This is a genomic window from Mesosutterella multiformis, assembly GCF_003402575.1.
Lineage (GTDB): Bacteria > Pseudomonadota > Gammaproteobacteria > Burkholderiales > Burkholderiaceae_F > Mesosutterella > Mesosutterella multiformis.
Genome location: NZ_BGZJ01000002.1, coordinates 380162 through 397979 on the forward strand (window position 1 = coordinate 380162; position 17818 = coordinate 397979).

The 17818-nt window shown below is 51.7% G+C and carries 17 protein-coding genes; 6 read left to right on the plus strand and 11 right to left on the minus strand.

Annotation, left to right across the window (positions count from 1 at the left end):
* Positions 1 to 128: 128 nt before the first annotated feature.
* Positions 129 to 1130, minus strand: coding sequence for an IS30 family transposase (locus tag M4NBBH2_RS10325; RefSeq protein WP_116269340.1), 1002 nt, complete (start codon positions 1128 to 1130; stop codon positions 129 to 131).
* Positions 1131 to 1485: 355 nt separating this feature from the next.
* Here M4NBBH2_RS10325 and M4NBBH2_RS11830 point away from each other — a divergent pair, with 355 nt between their 5' ends.
* From M4NBBH2_RS11830 to M4NBBH2_RS10340, 3 genes are read left to right on the plus strand one after another with little or no spacing between them, the layout of a single operon-like run.
* Entirely contained in the window at positions 1486 to 1659 is a 174-nt protein-coding gene (locus tag M4NBBH2_RS11830) for a hypothetical protein (protein ID WP_170135155.1), read from the plus strand.
* Between the two features lie 54 nt (positions 1660 to 1713).
* The gene (locus M4NBBH2_RS10335; RefSeq protein WP_116269326.1) at positions 1714 to 2715 is read left to right on the plus strand and encodes an IS30 family transposase; all 1002 of its coding nucleotides are present in this window, start codon (positions 1714 to 1716) and stop codon (positions 2713 to 2715) included.
* 50 nt (positions 2716 to 2765) lie between these two features.
* On the plus strand, positions 2766 to 5777 hold the full coding sequence (locus tag M4NBBH2_RS10340; protein WP_202973753.1) for a type I restriction endonuclease subunit R: 3012 nt from the start codon (positions 2766 to 2768) through the stop codon (positions 5775 to 5777).
* 63 nt (positions 5778 to 5840) lie between these two features.
* Here the strand turns inward: M4NBBH2_RS10340 and M4NBBH2_RS10345 are convergent, their stop codons facing one another.
* On the minus strand, positions 5841 to 6770 hold the full coding sequence (locus M4NBBH2_RS10345; protein ID WP_116270892.1) for a site-specific integrase: 930 nt from the start codon (positions 6768 to 6770) through the stop codon (positions 5841 to 5843).
* Positions 6674 to 7264 (minus strand): restriction endonuclease subunit S domain-containing protein, encoded by a 591-nt coding sequence (locus M4NBBH2_RS11715; protein WP_170135156.1) that lies wholly within the window; start codon positions 7262 to 7264, stop codon positions 6674 to 6676. The genes M4NBBH2_RS10345 and M4NBBH2_RS11715 overlap by 97 nt, the downstream gene beginning before the upstream one ends.
* 257 nt (positions 7265 to 7521) lie before the next feature.
* On the opposite strand from M4NBBH2_RS11715, the gene M4NBBH2_RS10350 reads away from it, so the two are divergent.
* Entirely contained in the window at positions 7522 to 7866 is a 345-nt protein-coding gene (locus tag M4NBBH2_RS10350; RefSeq protein WP_116270893.1) for a nucleotide pyrophosphohydrolase, read from the plus strand.
* Positions 7867 to 8080: 214 nt separating this feature from the next.
* Here the strand turns inward: M4NBBH2_RS10350 and M4NBBH2_RS10355 are convergent, their stop codons facing one another.
* Positions 8081 to 8536 carry a hypothetical protein gene (locus tag M4NBBH2_RS10355; RefSeq protein WP_116270894.1) on the minus strand — a complete coding sequence of 152 codons (456 nt, stop codon included), beginning with the start codon at positions 8534 to 8536 and terminating at the stop codon, positions 8081 to 8083.
* Positions 8537 to 9441: 905 nt separating this feature from the next.
* Between M4NBBH2_RS10355 and M4NBBH2_RS10360 the strand changes: the two genes are divergently transcribed.
* Positions 9442 to 10413 (plus strand): tyrosine-type recombinase/integrase, encoded by a 972-nt coding sequence (locus M4NBBH2_RS10360; protein ID WP_116270895.1) that lies wholly within the window; start codon positions 9442 to 9444, stop codon positions 10411 to 10413.
* 834 nt (positions 10414 to 11247) lie between these two features.
* On the opposite strand, the gene M4NBBH2_RS10365 is transcribed toward M4NBBH2_RS10360, so the two are convergent.
* The 4 genes from M4NBBH2_RS10365 to M4NBBH2_RS10380 form a co-directional block, all read right to left on the minus strand.
* Positions 11248 to 12621, minus strand: a complete 1374-nt coding sequence (locus M4NBBH2_RS10365) for a hypothetical protein (protein WP_116270896.1) — start codon at positions 12619 to 12621, stop codon at positions 11248 to 11250.
* A gap of 163 nt (positions 12622 to 12784) precedes the next feature.
* A complete protein-coding gene (locus M4NBBH2_RS10370; RefSeq protein ID WP_116270897.1) occupies positions 12785 to 13129 on the minus strand; it encodes a nitroreductase family protein in 345 nt (114 codons plus the stop codon).
* A 64-nt stretch (positions 13130 to 13193) separates the two neighbouring features.
* On the minus strand, positions 13194 to 13901 hold the full coding sequence (locus M4NBBH2_RS10375) for a molybdate ABC transporter permease subunit (protein ID WP_116270898.1): 708 nt from the start codon (positions 13899 to 13901) through the stop codon (positions 13194 to 13196).
* Positions 13894 to 14586, minus strand: coding sequence for an ATP-binding cassette domain-containing protein (locus tag M4NBBH2_RS10380; protein WP_170135157.1), 693 nt, complete (start codon positions 14584 to 14586; stop codon positions 13894 to 13896). Before M4NBBH2_RS10380 ends, M4NBBH2_RS10375 begins: the two co-directional genes overlap by 8 nt.
* A gap of 54 nt (positions 14587 to 14640) precedes the next feature.
* Here M4NBBH2_RS10380 and M4NBBH2_RS12235 point away from each other — a divergent pair, with 54 nt between their 5' ends.
* Complete coding sequence (locus M4NBBH2_RS12235; protein WP_269148220.1) at positions 14641 to 14772, plus strand: hypothetical protein; 132 nt, start codon at positions 14641 to 14643, stop codon at positions 14770 to 14772.
* A 101-nt stretch (positions 14773 to 14873) separates the two neighbouring features.
* Here M4NBBH2_RS12235 and modA (M4NBBH2_RS10385) read toward each other — a convergent pair whose 3' ends face one another.
* From modA (M4NBBH2_RS10385) to modA (M4NBBH2_RS10395), 3 genes are all read right to left on the minus strand, one after another.
* Positions 14874 to 15635, minus strand: coding sequence for a molybdate ABC transporter substrate-binding protein (gene modA, locus M4NBBH2_RS10385; protein WP_116270900.1), 762 nt, complete (start codon positions 15633 to 15635; stop codon positions 14874 to 14876).
* A 477-nt stretch (positions 15636 to 16112) separates the two neighbouring features.
* Complete coding sequence (gene modD, locus M4NBBH2_RS10390) at positions 16113 to 16949, minus strand: ModD protein (protein ID WP_116270901.1); 837 nt, start codon at positions 16947 to 16949, stop codon at positions 16113 to 16115.
* A 91-nt stretch (positions 16950 to 17040) separates the two neighbouring features.
* Positions 17041 to 17796, minus strand: a complete 756-nt coding sequence (modA, locus tag M4NBBH2_RS10395) for a molybdate ABC transporter substrate-binding protein (RefSeq protein WP_116270902.1) — start codon at positions 17794 to 17796, stop codon at positions 17041 to 17043.
* Positions 17797 to 17818 lie beyond the last annotated feature (22 nt).

The window sequence follows — 17818 nt, forward strand, 5'->3', positions numbered from 1 at the left end:
TTGACAGATAATGTTGCGTCCATACCTACAAAATTGGCTTTTAGCTTCATTTAATGGTCTAGCTGTGGGGGATTTTTGGGTTCTTGAGCCCCAAGGATTAAATAGCAATTATCTTTATAGGTGAATTATCAAATCAAGTGCAAAGTTACTGAATAAAAGACTTCAGCCGGACACTTCCAATTGAGACGTTTTCTGGGTCTGAAATTCAGAGCATTGAACCGTTTCTGAACTTCTGCCTGAGAAATTTTATCGATACTCATTCCTTTTGGGAAAAAGTCTCTAAGAAGTCCGTTTGTATTTTCATTACTTCCTTTCTCCCATGGATGATGAGGCAAGCAGAAATACACTTTGGTTCTGAGATCTTTCTCCAGTTTTTCAGCCCAGGAAAATTCTTTTCCGCGATCTACGGTAATCGTACGCAGATCCTTATCTGACAGAGATTTCTCAATTACGGCAGACACATCGGCCGCAGTCTTGGAAGCGGTTTTCCCGCCACAGAGAAAGCCGGACTTCCTATCGACCAGAGTCGTGAGGCAGGCTCCGCCCTTTTTTCCGATGACGGTATCGCCTTCCCAATCCCCCAGGCGAGATCTGTTCTGAGCTTCCAGGGGTCGCTCTTCAATGCTGTGAGTGATCTGGATCTTTCCTCGCCTCTCGGTCATGCCTTTACGGTGACGCGTTTTACCGTGGTGTCGCAGGTGTCGGGACATCTTTCGGCCATCCACAAAGCGATCCAGAAAGCCAGAATTGATTCCTCGGTAGATTGTCGTGGCGCTGATCCTTAGATTCGGCAGCTCCTTTCTGAGACGGTATTGAATCTGCTCCGGAGACCAGAATTTCTTAACCAGCAGATTTGAGACAATCCTTGTCAGCAACGAGTCAGACTTCAGAATGTTTCTCTTTCCGCAATGCTTTCTCTGTCTCTGATATCGGGCCTGCGCGGCACAGGGATCATAGGCAGCTGAAGCCCCATCCTGGGCCGATACAGCCTTGTTTCGCTTCAGTTCGCGGGAGATCGTAGAAACATTTTTCCCAATCGCACATGCAATTTCAGACAGGGATTTGCCTGAAATCGTTAAAGCCGAAATAAATACTCTGTCCCGAAGAGTAAGATGATGATAGTGGCTCATGAGCTCCCTCTATAGTTATCTTGACAATCTCTATTATGGAAGCTTTATGGGCCACTATTCTTTTCTCAGGCTTTGCACTTGAAGTGATAATTCGCCTAGAATCATTCAGACCAAGCAATTTGATGAAATAGCGAATCAATCCGTAGGCACAAAGATGCCCAGAGCAGATTGGAAACTTGTGTCAAAAGCTACGTTTCTAAATCCAGCATCTTTTAACGAGCAAAGACTAATTGGGAAATTCTTCAAGGATATAGATTCCCTTCTTACCCTTCATCAGCGAAAGCTGGAAATGCTTAAAAACGTGAAGCAGGCTTTCCTGGAAAAAATGTTCGTTTAATGCGTAGGAGAAATATCCGTGTTTAATTCAGAAGCAGAATTCGAAGCGGCCCTGATCAAGAAGCTGACGGATGAATGCGGCTGGGATAAGAAAATCCTGCGCAATTATTCAGAAAAGGATCTGATCAAAAACTGGGCCGACATTCTTTTTGGCGAATTATCACTTCAAGTGCAAAGCCTGAGAAAAGAATAGTGGCCCATAAAGCTTCCATAATAGAGATTGTCAAGATAACTATAGAGGGAGCTCATGAGCCACTATCATCATCTTACTCTTCGGGACAGAGTATTTATTTCGGCTTTAACGATTTCAGGCAAATCCCTGTCTGAAATTGCATGTGCGATTGGGAAAAATGTTTCTACGATCTCCCGCGAACTGAAGCGAAACAAGGCTGTATCGGCCCAGGATGGGGCTTCAGCTGCCTATGATCCCTGTGCCGCGCAGGCCCGATATCAGAGACAGAGAAAGCATTGCGGAAAGAGAAACATTCTGAAGTCTGACTCGTTGCTGACAAGGATTGTCTCAAATCTGCTGGTTAAGAAATTCTGGTCTCCGGAGCAGATTCAATACCGTCTCAGAAAGGAGCTGCCGAATCTAAGGATCAGCGCCACGACAATCTACCGAGGAATCAATTCTGGCTTTCTGGATCGCTTTGTGGATGGCCGAAAGATGTCCCGACACCTGCGACACCACGGTAAAACGCGTCACCGTAAAGGCATGACCGAGAGGCGAGGAAAGATCCAGATCACTCACAGCATTGAAGAGCGACCCCTGGAAGCTCAGAACAGATCTTGCCTGGGGGATTGGGAAGGCGATACCGTCATCGGAAAAAAGGGCGGAGCCTGCCTCACGACTCTGGTCGATAGGAAGTCCGGCTTTCTCTGTGGCGGGAAAACCGCTTCCAAGACTGCGGCCGATGTGTCTGCCGTAATTGAGAAATCTCTGTCAGATAAGGATCTGCGTACGATTACCGTAGATCGCGGAAAAGAATTTTCCTGGGCTGAAAAACTGGAGAAAGATCTCAGAACCAAAGTGTATTTCTGCTTGCCTCATCATCCATGGGAGAAAGGAAGTAATGAAAATACAAACGGACTTCTTAGAGACTTTTTCCCAAAAGGAATGAGTATCGATAAAATTTCTCAGACAGAAGTTCAGAAACGGTTCAATGCTCTGAATTTCAGACCCAGAAAACGTCTCAATTGGAAGTGTCCGGCTGAAGTCTTTTATTCAGTAACTTTGCACTTGATTTGATAATTCACCTTCAAAACAACCGTCAGATCGACCGGCTGAACGATTACCCTTTGACTGAGGGTGAAATGGGGCAGATCCTTGAGCAGATCAAGTCTCTCAGGACCCCTGTGAAGCTGAATGGCTTCATCAATGGCGGCAGCATCCTTATCAAACGCGATAACGAAGACGATAAGGCACATTTCGGGAAAGAGATTTCGCTCAAGATTTACGACCGAAAGGAAATCGCGGCCGGTAAAAGCCGCTATCAGATCGTCGAGCAGCCACAGTTCCCGGTTCACTCAGATATCAAGAGTCAGAGAAGAGGGGATCTGCTTCTCCTGATCAATGGCATGCCGGTTATTCACATTGAGTTGAAGAACACGAATGTTCCGGTGAGTCAGGCGTGCTATCAGATTCAAAAATACGCGGGAGAGGGAATCTACACGGGAATCTATTCTCTCGTTCAGATTTTTGTCGCCATGAATCCGGAGGAGACCCGGTATTTCGCGAACCCGGGCCCTGAAGGTAAATTCAACCCTGATTTTTACTTCCACTGGGCCGATTTCAATAACAATCCGATCAATGACTGGAAGCGAATCGCAACGTCGTTCCTTTCCATCCCCATGGCGCATCAGCTGATCGGTTTCTACACCGTGGCGGATGACACTGATGGTGTCCTGAAGGTAATGCGAAGCTACCAGTACTATGCCGCGAACGCTATTTCTGACCGTGTCTCCAAAACCAAATGGGATGAGCCCCGGCAGAGAGGCGGTTACGTCTGGCACACGACAGGGTCCGGTAAGACGCTCACCTCTTTCAAGTCTGCCCAGCTGATCGCGGCGTCACGTGACGCCGATAAAGTGATCTTCCTGATGGACCGTATCGAACTCGGCACGCAGAGCCTTCGCGAGTATCAGGGGTTCGCGGCCGATGATGAGTCGATCCAGGCAACAGAAAACACCACCGATCTGCTGCACAAACTGCGAAGCGACAGCGCGAATGACACTCTGATTGTCACTTCGATCCAGAAGATGAGCCGTATCAGCAAGGATGCCCGCGGCGGCGCCATGTCTGACGCAATTGACCACATCAATACGAAACGGATGGTGTTCATCATCGATGAGTGCCACCGGTCGACATTCGGCGAGATGATGCTGACAATCCGGCAGACTTTCCCGCGGGCCATTTTCTTTGGTTTCACTGGAACGCCGATTCAGGAAGAGAACCAGAAGAAGCAGAACACCACTACGTCGATCTTCGGGGACGAGCTGCACCGCTACAGCATCGCGGACGGCATCCGGGATAAGAACGTGCTCGGATTCGATCCCTATATGGTGCTCACCTATAAGGAATCGGACCTCCGCCAGGCAGTGGCCGAAGAAAAGGCTCATGTTCGCCATGAAGACGTGAAGAACATGACGGATGTGCAAAAGGAGAAGTACTACGCCTTTATGCAGCTCCCGATGGCAGGAACAAAAGATCCCATTTCAGGGAAGTTCGAGAAGGGGATAGAAGACTATCTCCCCGCCGATCAGTACCGGCGCCAGGCGCATCAGATGATGGTGGTTCAGGATATCCGCGAGCACTGGCCGATTCTGAGTCACAACAGCAAGTTCCACGCGCTGTTTGCCACTTCGAGCATCAATGAGGCGATTGAGTACTACCGCCTGATGAAGAAAGAGCTGCCTGAATTGAAAATCACGGCACTCTTTGATTCCAACATCGATAACAACGCTGGCGCGAATTACAAGGAAGATGGTCTTGAGGAGATCGTCCGGGACTACAACGAGCGCTATCACCAGGACTTCACAATCCCGACCTTCAGTCTGATGAAGAAGGACATCGCGGCCCGGCTCGCTCATAAGCAGCCCTACACCCGAATCGATCTTGATAAAAAAGAGCAGCTGGATCTTCTGATCGTCGTCGATCAGATGCTGACGGGCTTTGACTCCAAGTGGATCAACACGCTGTATCTCGACAAATTGCTCGAATACGAACGTGTGATTCAGGCGTTCTCCCGAACGAATCGGCTCTTTGGACCGGATAAGCCCTTTGGCACCATCCGGTACTACCGCTATCCGAACACTCAGCGGAAGAACGTCGAGGACGCCGTCAAACTCTACTCGGGCGACCGGCCGTTCGGCCTCTTTGTCGACAAGCTGAAAGACAACCTTCGGAACCTGAACAACACCTATCAGGACATTCAGCAGCTCTTTATCAATGCTGATATTCCGGACTTTTCCCATCTCCCGGACGAAATTCCGGTGAAGCAGAAGTTCGCGAAACTCTTCAAGCAGATGAATGAGTACATTGAAGCGGCTGAGCTTCAGGGCTTTACGTGGGATAAGCGCAGCTACCTGATTGAACCCGAAGCGGGTGATGAGGCGGAGGGCGACACTGGCGAAGAAACTGTGATCGATGTCCAGCTGGATGAGCGGGACTTCAAAACGATGGCCCAGCGCTATAAGGAACTGGCGCCCACAAAAGAAGAAACCGAAGCGGCTGGATCAGACCTGCCATACGAGATTGATGGGTATCTCACGACGATCGATACCGAGATGATCGATTCTGAGTACATGAATTCCCGTTTTGAGAAATGGATCAAGGAGCTGAACCTCAGCGGTCCTAACGCGGAGATTACCAAGAGAGCTGAAGCTGAGCTTCACAGCTCCTTCGCCTCTCTCACTCAGGATGAACAGAAGTACGCCAACATTTTCCTTCATGACATTCAGCGCGGCGACGTCAAAGTCGAACCTGGGAAATCGCTTCGTGATTACATTACGGAGTATATGGCCCGCGCCGACAGCGACAGAATCCACCGATTCTCCGAAACTTTCGGACTTGATGAAGAGAAACTTCGCGGCCTCAAGGAAATGACGCTCACGGAGGGGAACATCAATGAATATCGGCGATTCGATGCTCTGAAGGAGACCGTCGATAAGGGGAAAGCCAAAGCCTATTTCGAGAAACACGAGGGCCGGAGACTCCCGCCGCCTAAGGTCACGATCAAAATCGACTCCGCGCTGCGGGACTTTATCCTTGACGATAAATGCGATCCTGACATTGAAGAACCTGAAGAATAGGGTGAACGTGAGAACCGCTTCATCAGCGTCAGCTTTTAAAGGAATTCACATAAAAACAAACCATTAACTCAGCCCCGAAAGGGCTCGCATAATCAGGTCAACATCCTGATTTTCCAATTCCTGAATGATATGCAGGTAGGTTTTCTGCGTGGTTGTGATATTGGAGTGCCCCAGGCGTCTCGCGACGCTCGCGATTGACACTCCTGCAAACAGCAGCAGAGAAGCATGAGTGTGACGGAGTCCATGGATCGAGATAATCGGTACATGGACTCTTTTGCAATACCGGGCCAGCCTGTTATTGACCGTGGAGTTATAGACGTGGGCCTTGGTGACAAAGATGGGTTTATCTGGAACCAAGTTCTTAACCAACTCGGCAAACTGGATCACAGTCTGCCAGTCTAGCTGGATCTTTCTGACCGAAGATTTATTCTTGGTTGGCAGAAACCCGCCTTCGCCTTTATAGTCCCAGGTCTTCGAAATAGAGAGCATCTGGTGGGCAAAATCAAAGTCGCTTGGCGTGACCGCCAAAGCCTCAGAAAATCGCATTCCGGTTTTGGCGACCAGAAGGATCAGCCAATCCCAATTGATCTTGCCGCTTAAATCCAGGCTGGAAAGCAGCGTGTGAAGCTCATATTGATTGAGGTATTTGATCTTCTTGGAAGAGGGCGTTCTGCCCTTGATGATAGTTTTTCTTGTGGGATCACGGGGAATGTATCCCTCATCAACCGCATCAATAACGGCACCTTTAAGCTGATGATGGAAGTCCATCGTTGTCTGCCGTTCGTGATAAACCGCATAGGCATTCAGGATCTGCTGGTACTCTACGCGGGAAACGTCGCAGAGCTTTAGGCCGGGAGCAAGTTTCTTAAGCCAGGACAGCGTCATTTTGTATTTATTCAGCGTAACTGGTCTGACAGCGCCTTCTTTGTAGACCTGTATCCACTGGCTGTAATAATCGCAAAACAGACTTGTTTTGCTGAGTTCTCTAACCATAAATAGCCTCCATTTTGCTGACGCTGATGAAGGGTAAGAAGGGAATCAACTCTTTCTAAAAGGGCTGAAATTTTTTCTTGTTCCTTCCTTGAAGGGAAAATCACTTTGCCAGAAATAGCCTTTTCGTTTGAAATGAGCATATTATTTTTTGCTCCCTTATTTACTAAAGGTCGCAGGTAGTTATTTAAACGCTCATTTTGTTCAAAATAGCTTTGGACAAAAGAAGGAACCAAGTTATTTTTTGGATGATAGATAGCATAAAGCGGGGAGACTATACCCGCCTTGCCTTTATTGGTTTTTATAATCCCATAAGGATTTGCTTTTAGAGGTGATTTTGTATAGACGATGTCTTCGTTATGCAATACACCATATTTGACGACAGAATTGCTTGCAAAAGATCGTCCCTGAAATGCTATCTGATTCACAACCCCATAGTCTCCAGAGATGGATAAAACGTCGTTTTTATCAAATTTTGCAGAAGAATTGGTTTCCATAGAAACCTCGAGGAAATCTCCTAATACACGCTGTTCCCAAGCGTTTGTAAATCTAAACGCTTTTCCCCTTTTCCCAGAAAGGTTGGGTGAAAAATCCGGTCGGTTCAAGGGGGTACAGATTTCATTGCGCCTCGTGAGGTACAGATTCCATTGCGTTTTTCTACGAGCCGATGGGATAAGCAGCACAAACGCCACTAGTCTTGATACTTTCCTCACCTTATCTGATAACCTCGACAGATCGGAATAAGAAGACGATTATGAGCAAAATCACATTTGAAGAAGCGGCAGCGAAGGCGATCGAGTTCCGGAACGACCGTGACTGGAAGCAGTTTCATAATCCCAAGGATCTCGCGATCTCGGTTTCTCTTGAAGCTTCGGAACTCCTTGAGCTCTTTCAGTGGTCCGGCGCTGATCTCGAGGCCGCCCGTAAGAAGCCTGAAATGACGGAAGAGCTCGCAGACGTCATGATCTACTGCATCTATATGGCTAACGCCCTCAATATCGACATTCCGGAAGCGATCCGGAACAAGATTGATAAGAACGCGGCGAAATACCCGGTCGAAAAGGCAAAGGGCAAATCAAAGAAGTACACGGAACTCTAAATCCGATTTTCAATCACCCTTCATAACGTCTCTGAATTCCCTTCTGGTGAGCCGCACGCCGGTAGTGGGAGCAGGGCTGCAGGCGTTCGAGTGGAAAGGCACTTAAAGAAGTTTTCTCGATCAAGGTGAGGTAAAAGAGCGCACAGCACAATAAAAAGCCGCTTCTCGAATGTGGAGCGGCTTTAAATTGGGGGTCAGGAACAATCAGTTATAACTACCTGTAGGACGTGTCTCCAAAGGCATCTGTGTGGGCGGTACTGTTTAATTTTTTCTTCCCAATATGCCCGGTTGTGCTGACATCTCCAAAGGCATCTTTATGGGCGGTGGTATTTACCTGGCTATTCCCGATATGCCCGGTTGTGTTGACATCACCGAAAGCATCTGTGTGGGCGGTGGTATTTACCTGACTATTCCCGATATGCCCGGTTGTATTGACATCACCGAAGGCATCTGTGTGAGCTGTGGTGTTTACTTTACTATTCCCAATATGTCCAGTTGTGGTGACATCTCCAAAGGCATCTTTGTGAGAGGTGGTGTTGACATAATGACCATCCTTGTCATATCCGGTACAGTTTACGTCGCCAAACGCATCAGTATGACAGGTAACTTCCGCGATAGCACTTGTGCTGAAACAGAGTGCCGCAGCTAAAACCAACACAAATTTATCCATTTGAAGGTCTCCCTATCGAGCTATATCTGGAAATCATTTTTGTTACTTTTAAAAGTATAGCCTTCGAACATGTTTAAAAAAGAGTCGTGAAATAAATGGATTCATTTCATTACTTTAAGTTTTCAGATATATAGATTTCATTACGCATAGAGGCGCAATTTGTAATGTCCATTAAGAACCGTCACGTTGCAAAGGAAGGAGCAGGGTGGACTATTTTCTCGTGACGCCAGAGGCTGGCTCTGCGGTGCCACTGATACGAACGGCTTCTGACTGCACTTCCACGCTGTGAATTTAAGCGCTGAGGAGGGAAATAAATCGAAAAGACCATACTGAAGGATGCAACACCTGGCTGACCCAATTCCTTAATGCGTGACCCTTCCTGCCCAAAGTCCTGTTTCGATCGGTTCTGGGCGTCACACAGCCTCTTCGCCCGCATTCTCAAACGTCTGTCATGAGGAAAATCTCTGGATGCTTCCCAGACTGCCCGGATTCCCAAACCTGACTTTTAGCGTTCCGTTCCGAGATCCAGATTTCAGGATATTTCAAGGTTCTCAGATTTTATGCAGATATAAATCTGTAAATTTAGCTTTGCATAGAAAACAGAGATTGATTTAAAACGGCTCAAATTTTGAGGAACGAGCACTTGATCACCAAATCGGATTCAATTTGATGGCTCTCAGGGTCATTTTTCCGCCCTTTTTTCGCCAAAAATAGGATAATATAATGTCGATTATATGATTCAATCCGTGAGGGCGGTTAATAAAGAGTCCGTTTTCAGCCTCTTCTCACGTCCTCTGGAGTCTCCAGCACCCCAAAAACGGATCCTATTTTTCCTATAATTCAAAAATAGAATCCTTCTTGCGATGTCTGTCATCCCGTTTTTCTGAATTAAGGTACACAAAATTATGGAAAATGAAGTCCTCGATCCGGTTCAGAATGAGCTCATAATTCGCCATAATTCTGACGCCCCGGAAGTGAACCCTGCAATGGCGTTTATCGCCACTCTTCATAGTGGTACTTCCCGCTACACGATGACAAGCAAACTGAATGTAATCGCTCACTGGGCTGGAGCGACAGACCTCCGCTTTCTCAACTGGTCCGCGATGCGATACGAGCACGTGCTCGCCTTTATCACCGCGATGCAGCAGCCAGACGAAAACGGGAAGCCCCGGATGAGCCCCCGGTCGATCAACTGCTACCTCTCAGCTTTCAAAGGCGTCGCGAACCAGGCGTTCCTTCTGAAACAGATGGACGCGGAGACGCTCGCTAGGATTAAGCTTGTGAAATCCATACGGTTTCTCCGTCTTGCGGCCGGCCGCGCGATCACCGAGGATGAGTCTGAGGCGCTGCTTGATGCCACCCAGATTGAGATGAACCCGATCACGATCCGGGATCACGCGATTCTCTGTCTGCTTCTTGGCTGCGGGATGCGCCGGGCCGAGGTGTCCGCGATCAAACTGAAGGGCGTGAACTTCGCGGAAAGTTCTATCCGCTTTATCGGCAAAGGCGATAAGGAGCGAGAGGTGTTCATGATTCCGGAAGTGAAGGATGCCCTTGCCCGGTGGCTTGATGTCCGCGGAAAAGAAGGGGAATTTGTGTTTGGGAAGTTCTTCAAAGGGTGGAAATTTGACCCGACCGCGCCGCTCACCCCTCACGCCGTGGGGCACGTGGTTCAGGAGTACCGGATCCGGGCGGGGCTTGAGGACATCACGACGCATGACCTCCGCCGTACCTTCGCGACCCGGCTTCTTGACAAGAATGTCGATATCTCGACCGTGAAAGATATGATGGGGCACGCGAGCATCACCACCACCGCGCTTTATGACCGCCGCGGCCGCAAGGCTCAGCGGGAGGCGGCGAAGAAGGTGAAGCTCTGACCTGCCGGTCTCTGGGATCCGCATTCAGCAGAAGATATAGGAAAGCCAGCTAAAACAGGCACTATAAGGGCTCGTAATCCTGGCCGCGGGCTTTCAGCTTTTCCCTCGTGCCCTTGTGTCGGTGCACCCCCCATTTGGATCGATCGCAACCGACTCCAACCGAATCACGGCTCTAAAAATCAGCCTTACCTTTTTGTTTTATAACCGATGTCGCTCCCTGGAAAGACCGAAACTCGGGGTGGTCTTGCAAAAATGAGTGTTGATCTTCACACTCAGTCTAAGCACAAAACACAATGGTTCCAGCAAGATCGAATCTGCTACAGGTAATCCTGTAATTATCTATTTTTATGGTTTTTTGTTTCTCTAGAGTGCTTTGTCTTTCTTGATAAAACTTGCTGTTTTTTATCTCCTTAAGTTAAAAATCAAAATTTCAGGGACCGTTTTCAGAGTGCTTTCCCCTCTGAAACCATAACGAGATCGACGATCCTCAAAGCCATCCTTCCTCCCCGCTCATCAGCGTCCAGAAGTTCCAACTTCACTCCCTGACTCACTCTGACCTGTCAGACTGTTTACCGTACTGAATAACCGTATTTACAGCATTGATATAAACGGTAAATAACAAAAAATTCTTGATCTTTAAAGATAACTTTAAAAAATTTTAACGACATTAATTTGTCCCTGATAAATAGCCAGTAAAAAGAGATAGAAAACGACATTACAGAGATAAATTTATGTATCACTTTTAAGAAAATGAGGATCCGAAAAATCCCAAAAAATAAGCCCGGAAATCGATTTTTTTCGATTCCGGGCGGACGCGATTTGTATTATAGGATTCTATTTTATGTTCAAGGGAGCATCCGATCGAAGAAAACCGCGCGGAACGATCCCAATTAAGAACCGATGCGTGACCTGACCCCGGAATCCACGGTAGTTTTGGTCTGGATTCCATGGGTTAGCGGTTGGAAAAGCCTTTTTTGCCTCGCGCCAGTATTGGAGATTGGGCGGAGGGACGCCCTTTGAGTCATGCGCGGCGATATAGAACCGCCCCTCATGCGTCACTGTGTCGCGGGGAATGGCGAAATTGAGCTTGCAGACCATAAGAAGCGCGTTCCGCCAGACGCAGAGCCCCTCCACTTCCTTATTGATCGGAAAGAAGCCCTTCGCTGTCCCCTCTTTCGCAGCTTCAGGGAGAAACGCAAGGAACGAATCCGTCTCTATCGTCTTCCGGTGCCGCCCTTCCCTCGTGAAGACATCGATCCGCTGTTTCATCCAGAGGTCTGCCGTGGAGCTTTGCAGCACATAGATAAAGCGGCCGTCAGTCGTGAGACCCGACACAAAGCGCCTCGGGCGTTCATCGCGGAACGGAATCGTGAGAACGGGTTTCGCGCTGTCGGGGTGAGCTAGAAGCTCTAGCCGCTTAAAGACAGTGATCCGCCCCTGGACGAACCCAAGAAGATATTCCCCATCCGGTGACAATCCCACCTGGTGGAAGTCGCTCTTCGGGGTCCGGGTCACCCGGAAGTTCGACTCCCGGGTAGCATCTCCCCGCCACGTGATCCGGGTGACGCCGTTCCCCGCGGGAGAATCGGCTGAGGGGCCTTTCGTCGTGTAGATCACGGTTCGCCCCTCTTCCCGGACGGCCTGGCAGCCCTGCCCGTGCCCGAGACCGAGGAAAGCGACGGTCGACACCGGAGCCGTCTGATCCGCGTCCGTCTCAATCCGGAACGCCGGCCGTTTATCAGCGAATCCTGGAAACGCGTATTCCGACACCCGGACAACCGATTTATCGCTCCAGCCCGGGTTCCGGACATTTTGAGAGAGGAAGACAGCGCCCCCGCAGACCGACATATCCTGCACGCCCACCTTCTCCACCGCGTACTTCAGGTCGGCAAAGAACATCTGATCGAGCGTCTCCGAATCCGCGGGCGTCGTGAGCGCGATCTCGTGTCCGTTGTCAAAGGTGAGAATCCCCGGTCCATAGAGACGCGAAAGGTCCACGCGGCTATCTATCCGGAACGTCCCTTCCGGTACATAGACCCGATCGTGGGTTTTGAGCGCATCGAGAAACGCGGCGGTCACATCCCGGGAGCCATCGGTGACGGGAGTTTTGACGGCGTTGATGTCACTCCCCGGCGTCGTTTCGGCGCGGGCGTCGGTGCCCGCCACGATCCCGGCGGCACAGGCGAACAGCATTCGGCGGCTGATCATTTTTTCCTTTCGTCCGTAAAAAACGGAGAGCCCAGTCTGTGAGTTCTCCGTTTCGGCGGGCTATTTTTTAAAGCAAAGAAGAGATCGTTGCGGTCCCCTTCAGACTGCCCCGAAGTGTAGGCGTGAATTGGAAAAACGGTCTTCACGCTTTCACGGATGCGTTTTACTTCAGCGGGAAACCGCGCCCCTTGAGCATATCGGTCATGTTTTCGCGGCCATCCATATAGTCAATACTCGTCGCGCCGTTCACGACTTCAAAGGTCCAGGACTTCAGTTTCATCCCGTTCGCCTCACGGTACGCGCGGAAGTTCCGCTCGTAGGTTGCAACCGCCTCTTTCAGATCGACCGGCCCATAGCCATTCTTAAACGCCACGGCGTTCTGCGGGAGGCGGGGACGGACGAGGGTCTGTACGCCCTCCGCCGTCCACTCGACGAGGAGCCCCGCCACCACAAAGCTTTGTTCCGGAAAATGAAGCCGTTCGCCAAGCGCGGTTTCCTCATCCCGCAACGCTCCGATATAAACCGTCCCGAGACCGAGAGACTCGGCGGATACGCCTGAGGATTGAAGAACCTCAGGCCTTATCGCTCGCCCCCAGACGGTCGAGAAGCACATAGAAGCAAAGCGAAATCGCGGCGAGCACCCCGCAGAGCGCGGTGGCTTCATCAAAGTCACCTCGGCCCACCGCATTGAAGATCTCAAGCGATACGGTCGCCGTGCGGTCCTCGATATTGCCGCCGAGCATCATCGTGATTCCGACTTCCCCGATCGCTCGGCCGGCTGCGAGAATAAAGGCGGCGGCGAGCGGCTTACGAACGAGCGGCACAGTGATTAAGAGAAAGCGCTTCAGGGGCGAAAGGCCGCAGAGCGATGCGGCTGCCTCGAGGTCCCGCAGCTTCGCGTCTGAAAACGCGGCTTTAAGCGGCCGAACGACGAGCGGAATGCCGGCCACAAAGGCCGCGAGGATCACCGCTTCCGGTGTAAAGAGCACCCGGATCCCCCACTCGGTTTTGAGCCATCCGCCGATCCACCCGTTCTGACCGAGAAGCACCATAAGCAGGTACCCAAGCGCGATCGGAGGGAAGATGAGCGGAAGCGTCGTCACAAATCCCACGAGTTTCGTGAGAACGTTCTGCTGCCTTGCGAGCCAAAAGGCGATCGGGATCGACAGAAGCGCATGCAGCGCGAGACTCCAGAAAAGCGCGTTACCGGTGAGCCACAAGGGACCGGTGAGCGACTCCCAGAGGTCGGGGGATAAGAAGATCGAAAGCCACTCAGGCATGGTTCCCCTCCTCCTTCAGGAATCCGCAGGACTCCAGCACCGAGCGAGTGTCCCCGGTCGCGGCAATTTGTCCCTTCGATAGCCCAATCGCTTTTTCGGACACCCGAAGGGCTTCCGCGGGGGAATGCGTGATCATGAGGACCGGAACATCAATCAGCGTCGGAAGCGCCGCGATTTGTTCGAGGAGCCTCGCCTTCCGAGGAGGATCAAGCGACGCGAGCGCCTCATCCAGAATCAAAAGGGAGTCCGCCGCCATCACGCCACGCGCGAGTGAAACGCGCTGGGATTCGCCGCCGGAGAGCGTCCCCGGCTTCCGGTCAAGAAACGGCGTGATTTCAAAGAAGCGGGCGACATCCTCCAGCGCCACGCGCGCTTTCCTGCCGCCCCACTTTTCCGCGAGCGTCAGATTCCCGCGGACCGTAAGGTGCGGGAACAGACGATGATCCTGGAACACCATGGAAATGCCGCGCTTATGCGGCGGGAGAAAAAAGTGTCGATGGGTATCCGCGAACAGGCGGTTTCCGAGTCTCAGAAACCCTTCCGTCGGTCGGATCAGACCGGCAATCAGCTGCGAAAACGTGGTCTTCCCCGGGCCGCTCTCCCCCATGACAGCGGTGACACCTGAGAGGGGCATATTGAGAACGAAGTGAAAGCGGCTCTTTCCCCGGACACAGGAAAGATCCATGACGAGAGACTCAGAGCCACGGGGATCCGAGCGGTCTTCAGTCGCGCTGTCCCTATGAAACGCCGAATCGTCATCCGCCCGCTGATCTCCAGCGTTGCCCTCCAGGAGAGAGAGGAGTGGCTCGGGGGCCGCAGACCCTCTGCCGCGGGAAGTCTCGCCCCCGCGGAACCGGTCATTCAACGTTGAATCCGGAAAGTAGACCATCTGCTCTTCTCTCTTCCTTTAGTCCTGAAAATCAGAGGAGGGGTAAGGGTTGCTGCCCCCCTCTTCCTTATTTAAAAATCGCTTCAGACGTCGTTCCCTACACCGAACTGCTTCAGAACCGCTTTCGCTTTCGGGGTCCCGAGGCAATTGAGGTACTGCTCTGCCGCCTTTTCATTAGGCGACCCTTTCACGATCGAAGCGGTCATCGTGATCGGCTCGTACCCCGACGTCACCTTTACCGAGCCGCCGAGCTTTCGCTCGTTCTTCTTCGCGGCGAGAACATTCACGAACGCGGCATCGGCTTCTCCCCGGACCACATAGGACATCGCCTGAGGGAGGTTCCGGACGGCAAGCCACTTCGGTTCGAGCGCCTTTTTCACCTCAGGCTTCTGCCCGGAAAGCCACTGAGCCGCGGTGCGGCCATAAATCGCGGCCTTCGGATCCGCGACTGCGATGCGGGTCACAGAGGCGTCGGTGAGATCCTCTGGCCCCTTGAGGTTCAGTCCTTTCTTCCACACAAGCATCATCGGCGTGCCGCCGAGCGTCATCGTCTTCGTGTAGGTCACTTTCGACTTGATGCTCTTCAGCGTCGCGGCGTCTGTCACCACAACCGAGACCCCGCTTCCCGCCTCAATCTGAGCGATCTGCTGCCCGGTATTGCCGCCGAAATGCCCTTCAATTTTGACGCCAGGCGCTTCGCAGACTTGATTCAATGCTTTCACCATCGGGATGTAGCCCGCGGGCGTCGTAACACCGAGAACAGAAGAAGCCGCCGAAGCTGTGCCTGAGATCGCAAGGGTTACAGCACCAATTGCCGCCGCAAGAAGGAGAGGCTTAGTCATCATAGTTTTAACTTCCAATAGAAGGTTCCTGTCGTTTAATACGTCCTTGAAGCCCGGTTTACAGGCCTAAGAACGTAAGGTATCCCGGCATTCTACAAAGGGAAATTTCGATCTTAAAACCCTCTTTCTGACGTGGTTTTAAAAGATACTGAGCGGTATTTCCCTACGCCGAATGACGGACTGAAACCCGATAGAAACTTCATTCCGAAGCTAAATAAGCCCCGCCTCCCATTTCCAATTTTTTCTGACCCCTCACGGACATAAAGGCTTTTCCCCCCGACGATTCCGGAGGTCGTTGTCTTATTCCGTAGATGATTTTGATTCTCATTCGTAATATGTAGTCAAAACCAAAATCAAGGTTTTCCCCAAAAATGAAAAGCGGCGACTCTTTTTTTAACGGATCCAGGAGGGGGATAAGCAACAAGTGAGCCCCCGCGGGACGATTGACTCACCTAGGATCCCCGATTCATCATCTGAAAATCAAAGGGCCTTGAAGCGCATCTTGATATCAAAGGGCTGTGCGAAGTAAGGCCACGTGGTCACAATCGCGTCCACGCCGGTCGCGGCAAATTCCGACGCGTTCGAGCCATTGATACCGCCGGCCGCAAGGATCTTCCCCGCGGGGTACTTGGCACGCACCGCGTCCACAAAGGCTTTGAGGTCATCCGTCGAAAACTTCTCGCACTGGATCACGTCCGCCCCGGCTTCAAAGTACGCGAGCCCTTCCTCTCCCGTCGCCACTTCAACCGTGATGCGGCGTTCAGGGGACTTCAGTTTCGCGTCGTGCACGGCCTTAAAGGGGTCCGATAAAAACACCCGATGCTGATCAAAAACGAGAATGGATTCCGAGAGCCCCGCTCGGTGGAAGACACCGCCGCCAGTCAGAATCGCGTAGAGCGAGAGGAGTTTCGCGCCCGGGAAGTGTTTGCGGGTGAGCGCCACCTGGCAGTTCGGGTTCACGGACTGCGCCGCGTCCACCATCTGACGCGTCCGACCGGCGATCCCGGAGCACGTTTCCATAAGCCGCTGCGCGGTCTTATAAACCAGGTGAAGCTGCGACGCGGTGCCTTCAAGCGTCAGAACGGGCGTCCCCGCTTCCACCCGATCGCCATCCTTCACATGTTCCGTTGCTTTGAGACCCTCCCGGCGGCAGAGTTTCGCGGCAACGGAGACACCCGACACCACGCCCGTCACCTTCGGAGCCCCAACCACCATACCCGGCTGATCCTCGATCCCGAGAAGCGTGGAGGTTTCGTCGCCGTACGGTGCGTCCTCGCGGATCAGATCATCCAAATAAGAATCCGGAAAGTAGACCATCAGAAATTTCCTCTTCAAGTTTTGAAGCCATCAGGATGAAACGGGGCCAGTACTCAGTACCGCCCCGTCCATAACACACCCAGACCCGCTCTTACTTCACGTCGCCCACGCCGAACTTCTGAAGCACGGCCTTCGCTTTCGGGGTCGTGAGGCAGCTGAGATACTGTTCCGCGGCCTTTTCGTTCGGCGCGCCCTTCACGATCGACGCCGTCATCGTGATCGGTTCGTAACCCGTCTTCACCGGCATCATGCCGCCGAGTTTCTCGTGATTCTTCTTCGCCGCGACCACGTTCACGAAGGCGACATCCGCCTCTCCCCGGACGACATACGAAATCGCCTGCGGGACGTTTCCGACCGTGAGCCACTTCGCTTCAAGAGCCTTCTTCACTTCAGGCTTCTGACCCGAGAGCCACTGGGTCGCGGTGCGGCCGTAAATCGCGGCCTTCGGATCCGGAGCGGCGATACGGGTGACGGAGGCGTTCGTGAGGTCCGCCGGGCTCTTAAGGTTCAGGCCCTTCTTCCACACCATCATCATCGGGGTGTCGCCAAGCGTCACGGTCTTCGTGTAGGTGACTTTCGACTTGATCTTCTTCAAGGTCGACGCGTCTGACACCACGACTGACACGTCATTCCCCGCCTCAATCTGAGCGAGTTCCTGACCGATATTGCCGCCGAAATGCCCTTCAATCTTCACGTCAGGCGCTTTGCAGACTTCATTCACGGCCTTCACCATCGGGATATAGCCCGCGCCCGTCGTTACCCCTAGCACCGACGGAGCGGCGAAGGCCTTGCCTGACATCGCGAAAGCAGCGCCGCAGAGCGCGGCAAAGATGGCGGTATTTTTCATATCTTTTCTCTCCAGAAGCGTT

Excerpts from the sequence above, each read along its gene's own strand:
- M4NBBH2_RS10325 (WP_116269340.1), bottom strand. The coding sequence starts at position 1,130 with ATGAGCCACTATCATCATCTTACTCTTCGGGACAGAGTATTTATTTCG.
- M4NBBH2_RS10335 (WP_116269326.1), top strand. The coding sequence starts at position 1,714 with ATGAGCCACTATCATCATCTTACTCTTCGGGACAGAGTATTTATTTCG.
- M4NBBH2_RS10345 (WP_116270892.1), bottom strand. The coding sequence starts at position 6,770 with ATGGTTAGAGAACTCAGCAAAACAAGTCTGTTTTGCGATTATTACAGC.
- M4NBBH2_RS11715 (WP_170135156.1), bottom strand. The coding sequence starts at position 7,264 with ATGGAAACCAATTCTTCTGCAAAATTTGATAAAAACGACGTTTTATCC.
- M4NBBH2_RS10350 (WP_116270893.1), top strand. The coding sequence starts at position 7,522 with ATGAGCAAAATCACATTTGAAGAAGCGGCAGCGAAGGCGATCGAGTTC.
- M4NBBH2_RS10355 (WP_116270894.1), bottom strand. The coding sequence starts at position 8,536 with ATGGATAAATTTGTGTTGGTTTTAGCTGCGGCACTCTGTTTCAGCACA.
- M4NBBH2_RS10360 (WP_116270895.1), top strand. The coding sequence starts at position 9,442 with ATGGAAAATGAAGTCCTCGATCCGGTTCAGAATGAGCTCATAATTCGC.
- M4NBBH2_RS10365 (WP_116270896.1), bottom strand. The coding sequence starts at position 12,621 with ATGATCAGCCGCCGAATGCTGTTCGCCTGTGCCGCCGGGATCGTGGCG.
- M4NBBH2_RS10375 (WP_116270898.1), bottom strand. The coding sequence starts at position 13,901 with ATGCCTGAGTGGCTTTCGATCTTCTTATCCCCCGACCTCTGGGAGTCG.
- M4NBBH2_RS10380 (WP_170135157.1), bottom strand. The coding sequence starts at position 14,586 with ATGGATCTTTCCTGTGTCCGGGGAAAGAGCCGCTTTCACTTCGTTCTC.
- M4NBBH2_RS12235 (WP_269148220.1), top strand. The coding sequence starts at position 14,641 with ATGAAACGCCGAATCGTCATCCGCCCGCTGATCTCCAGCGTTGCCCTC.
- modA (WP_116270900.1), bottom strand. The coding sequence starts at position 15,635 with ATGATGACTAAGCCTCTCCTTCTTGCGGCGGCAATTGGTGCTGTAACC.
- modD (WP_116270901.1), bottom strand. The coding sequence starts at position 16,949 with ATGGTCTACTTTCCGGATTCTTATTTGGATGATCTGATCCGCGAGGAC.
- modA (WP_116270902.1), bottom strand. The coding sequence starts at position 17,796 with ATGAAAAATACCGCCATCTTTGCCGCGCTCTGCGGCGCTGCTTTCGCG.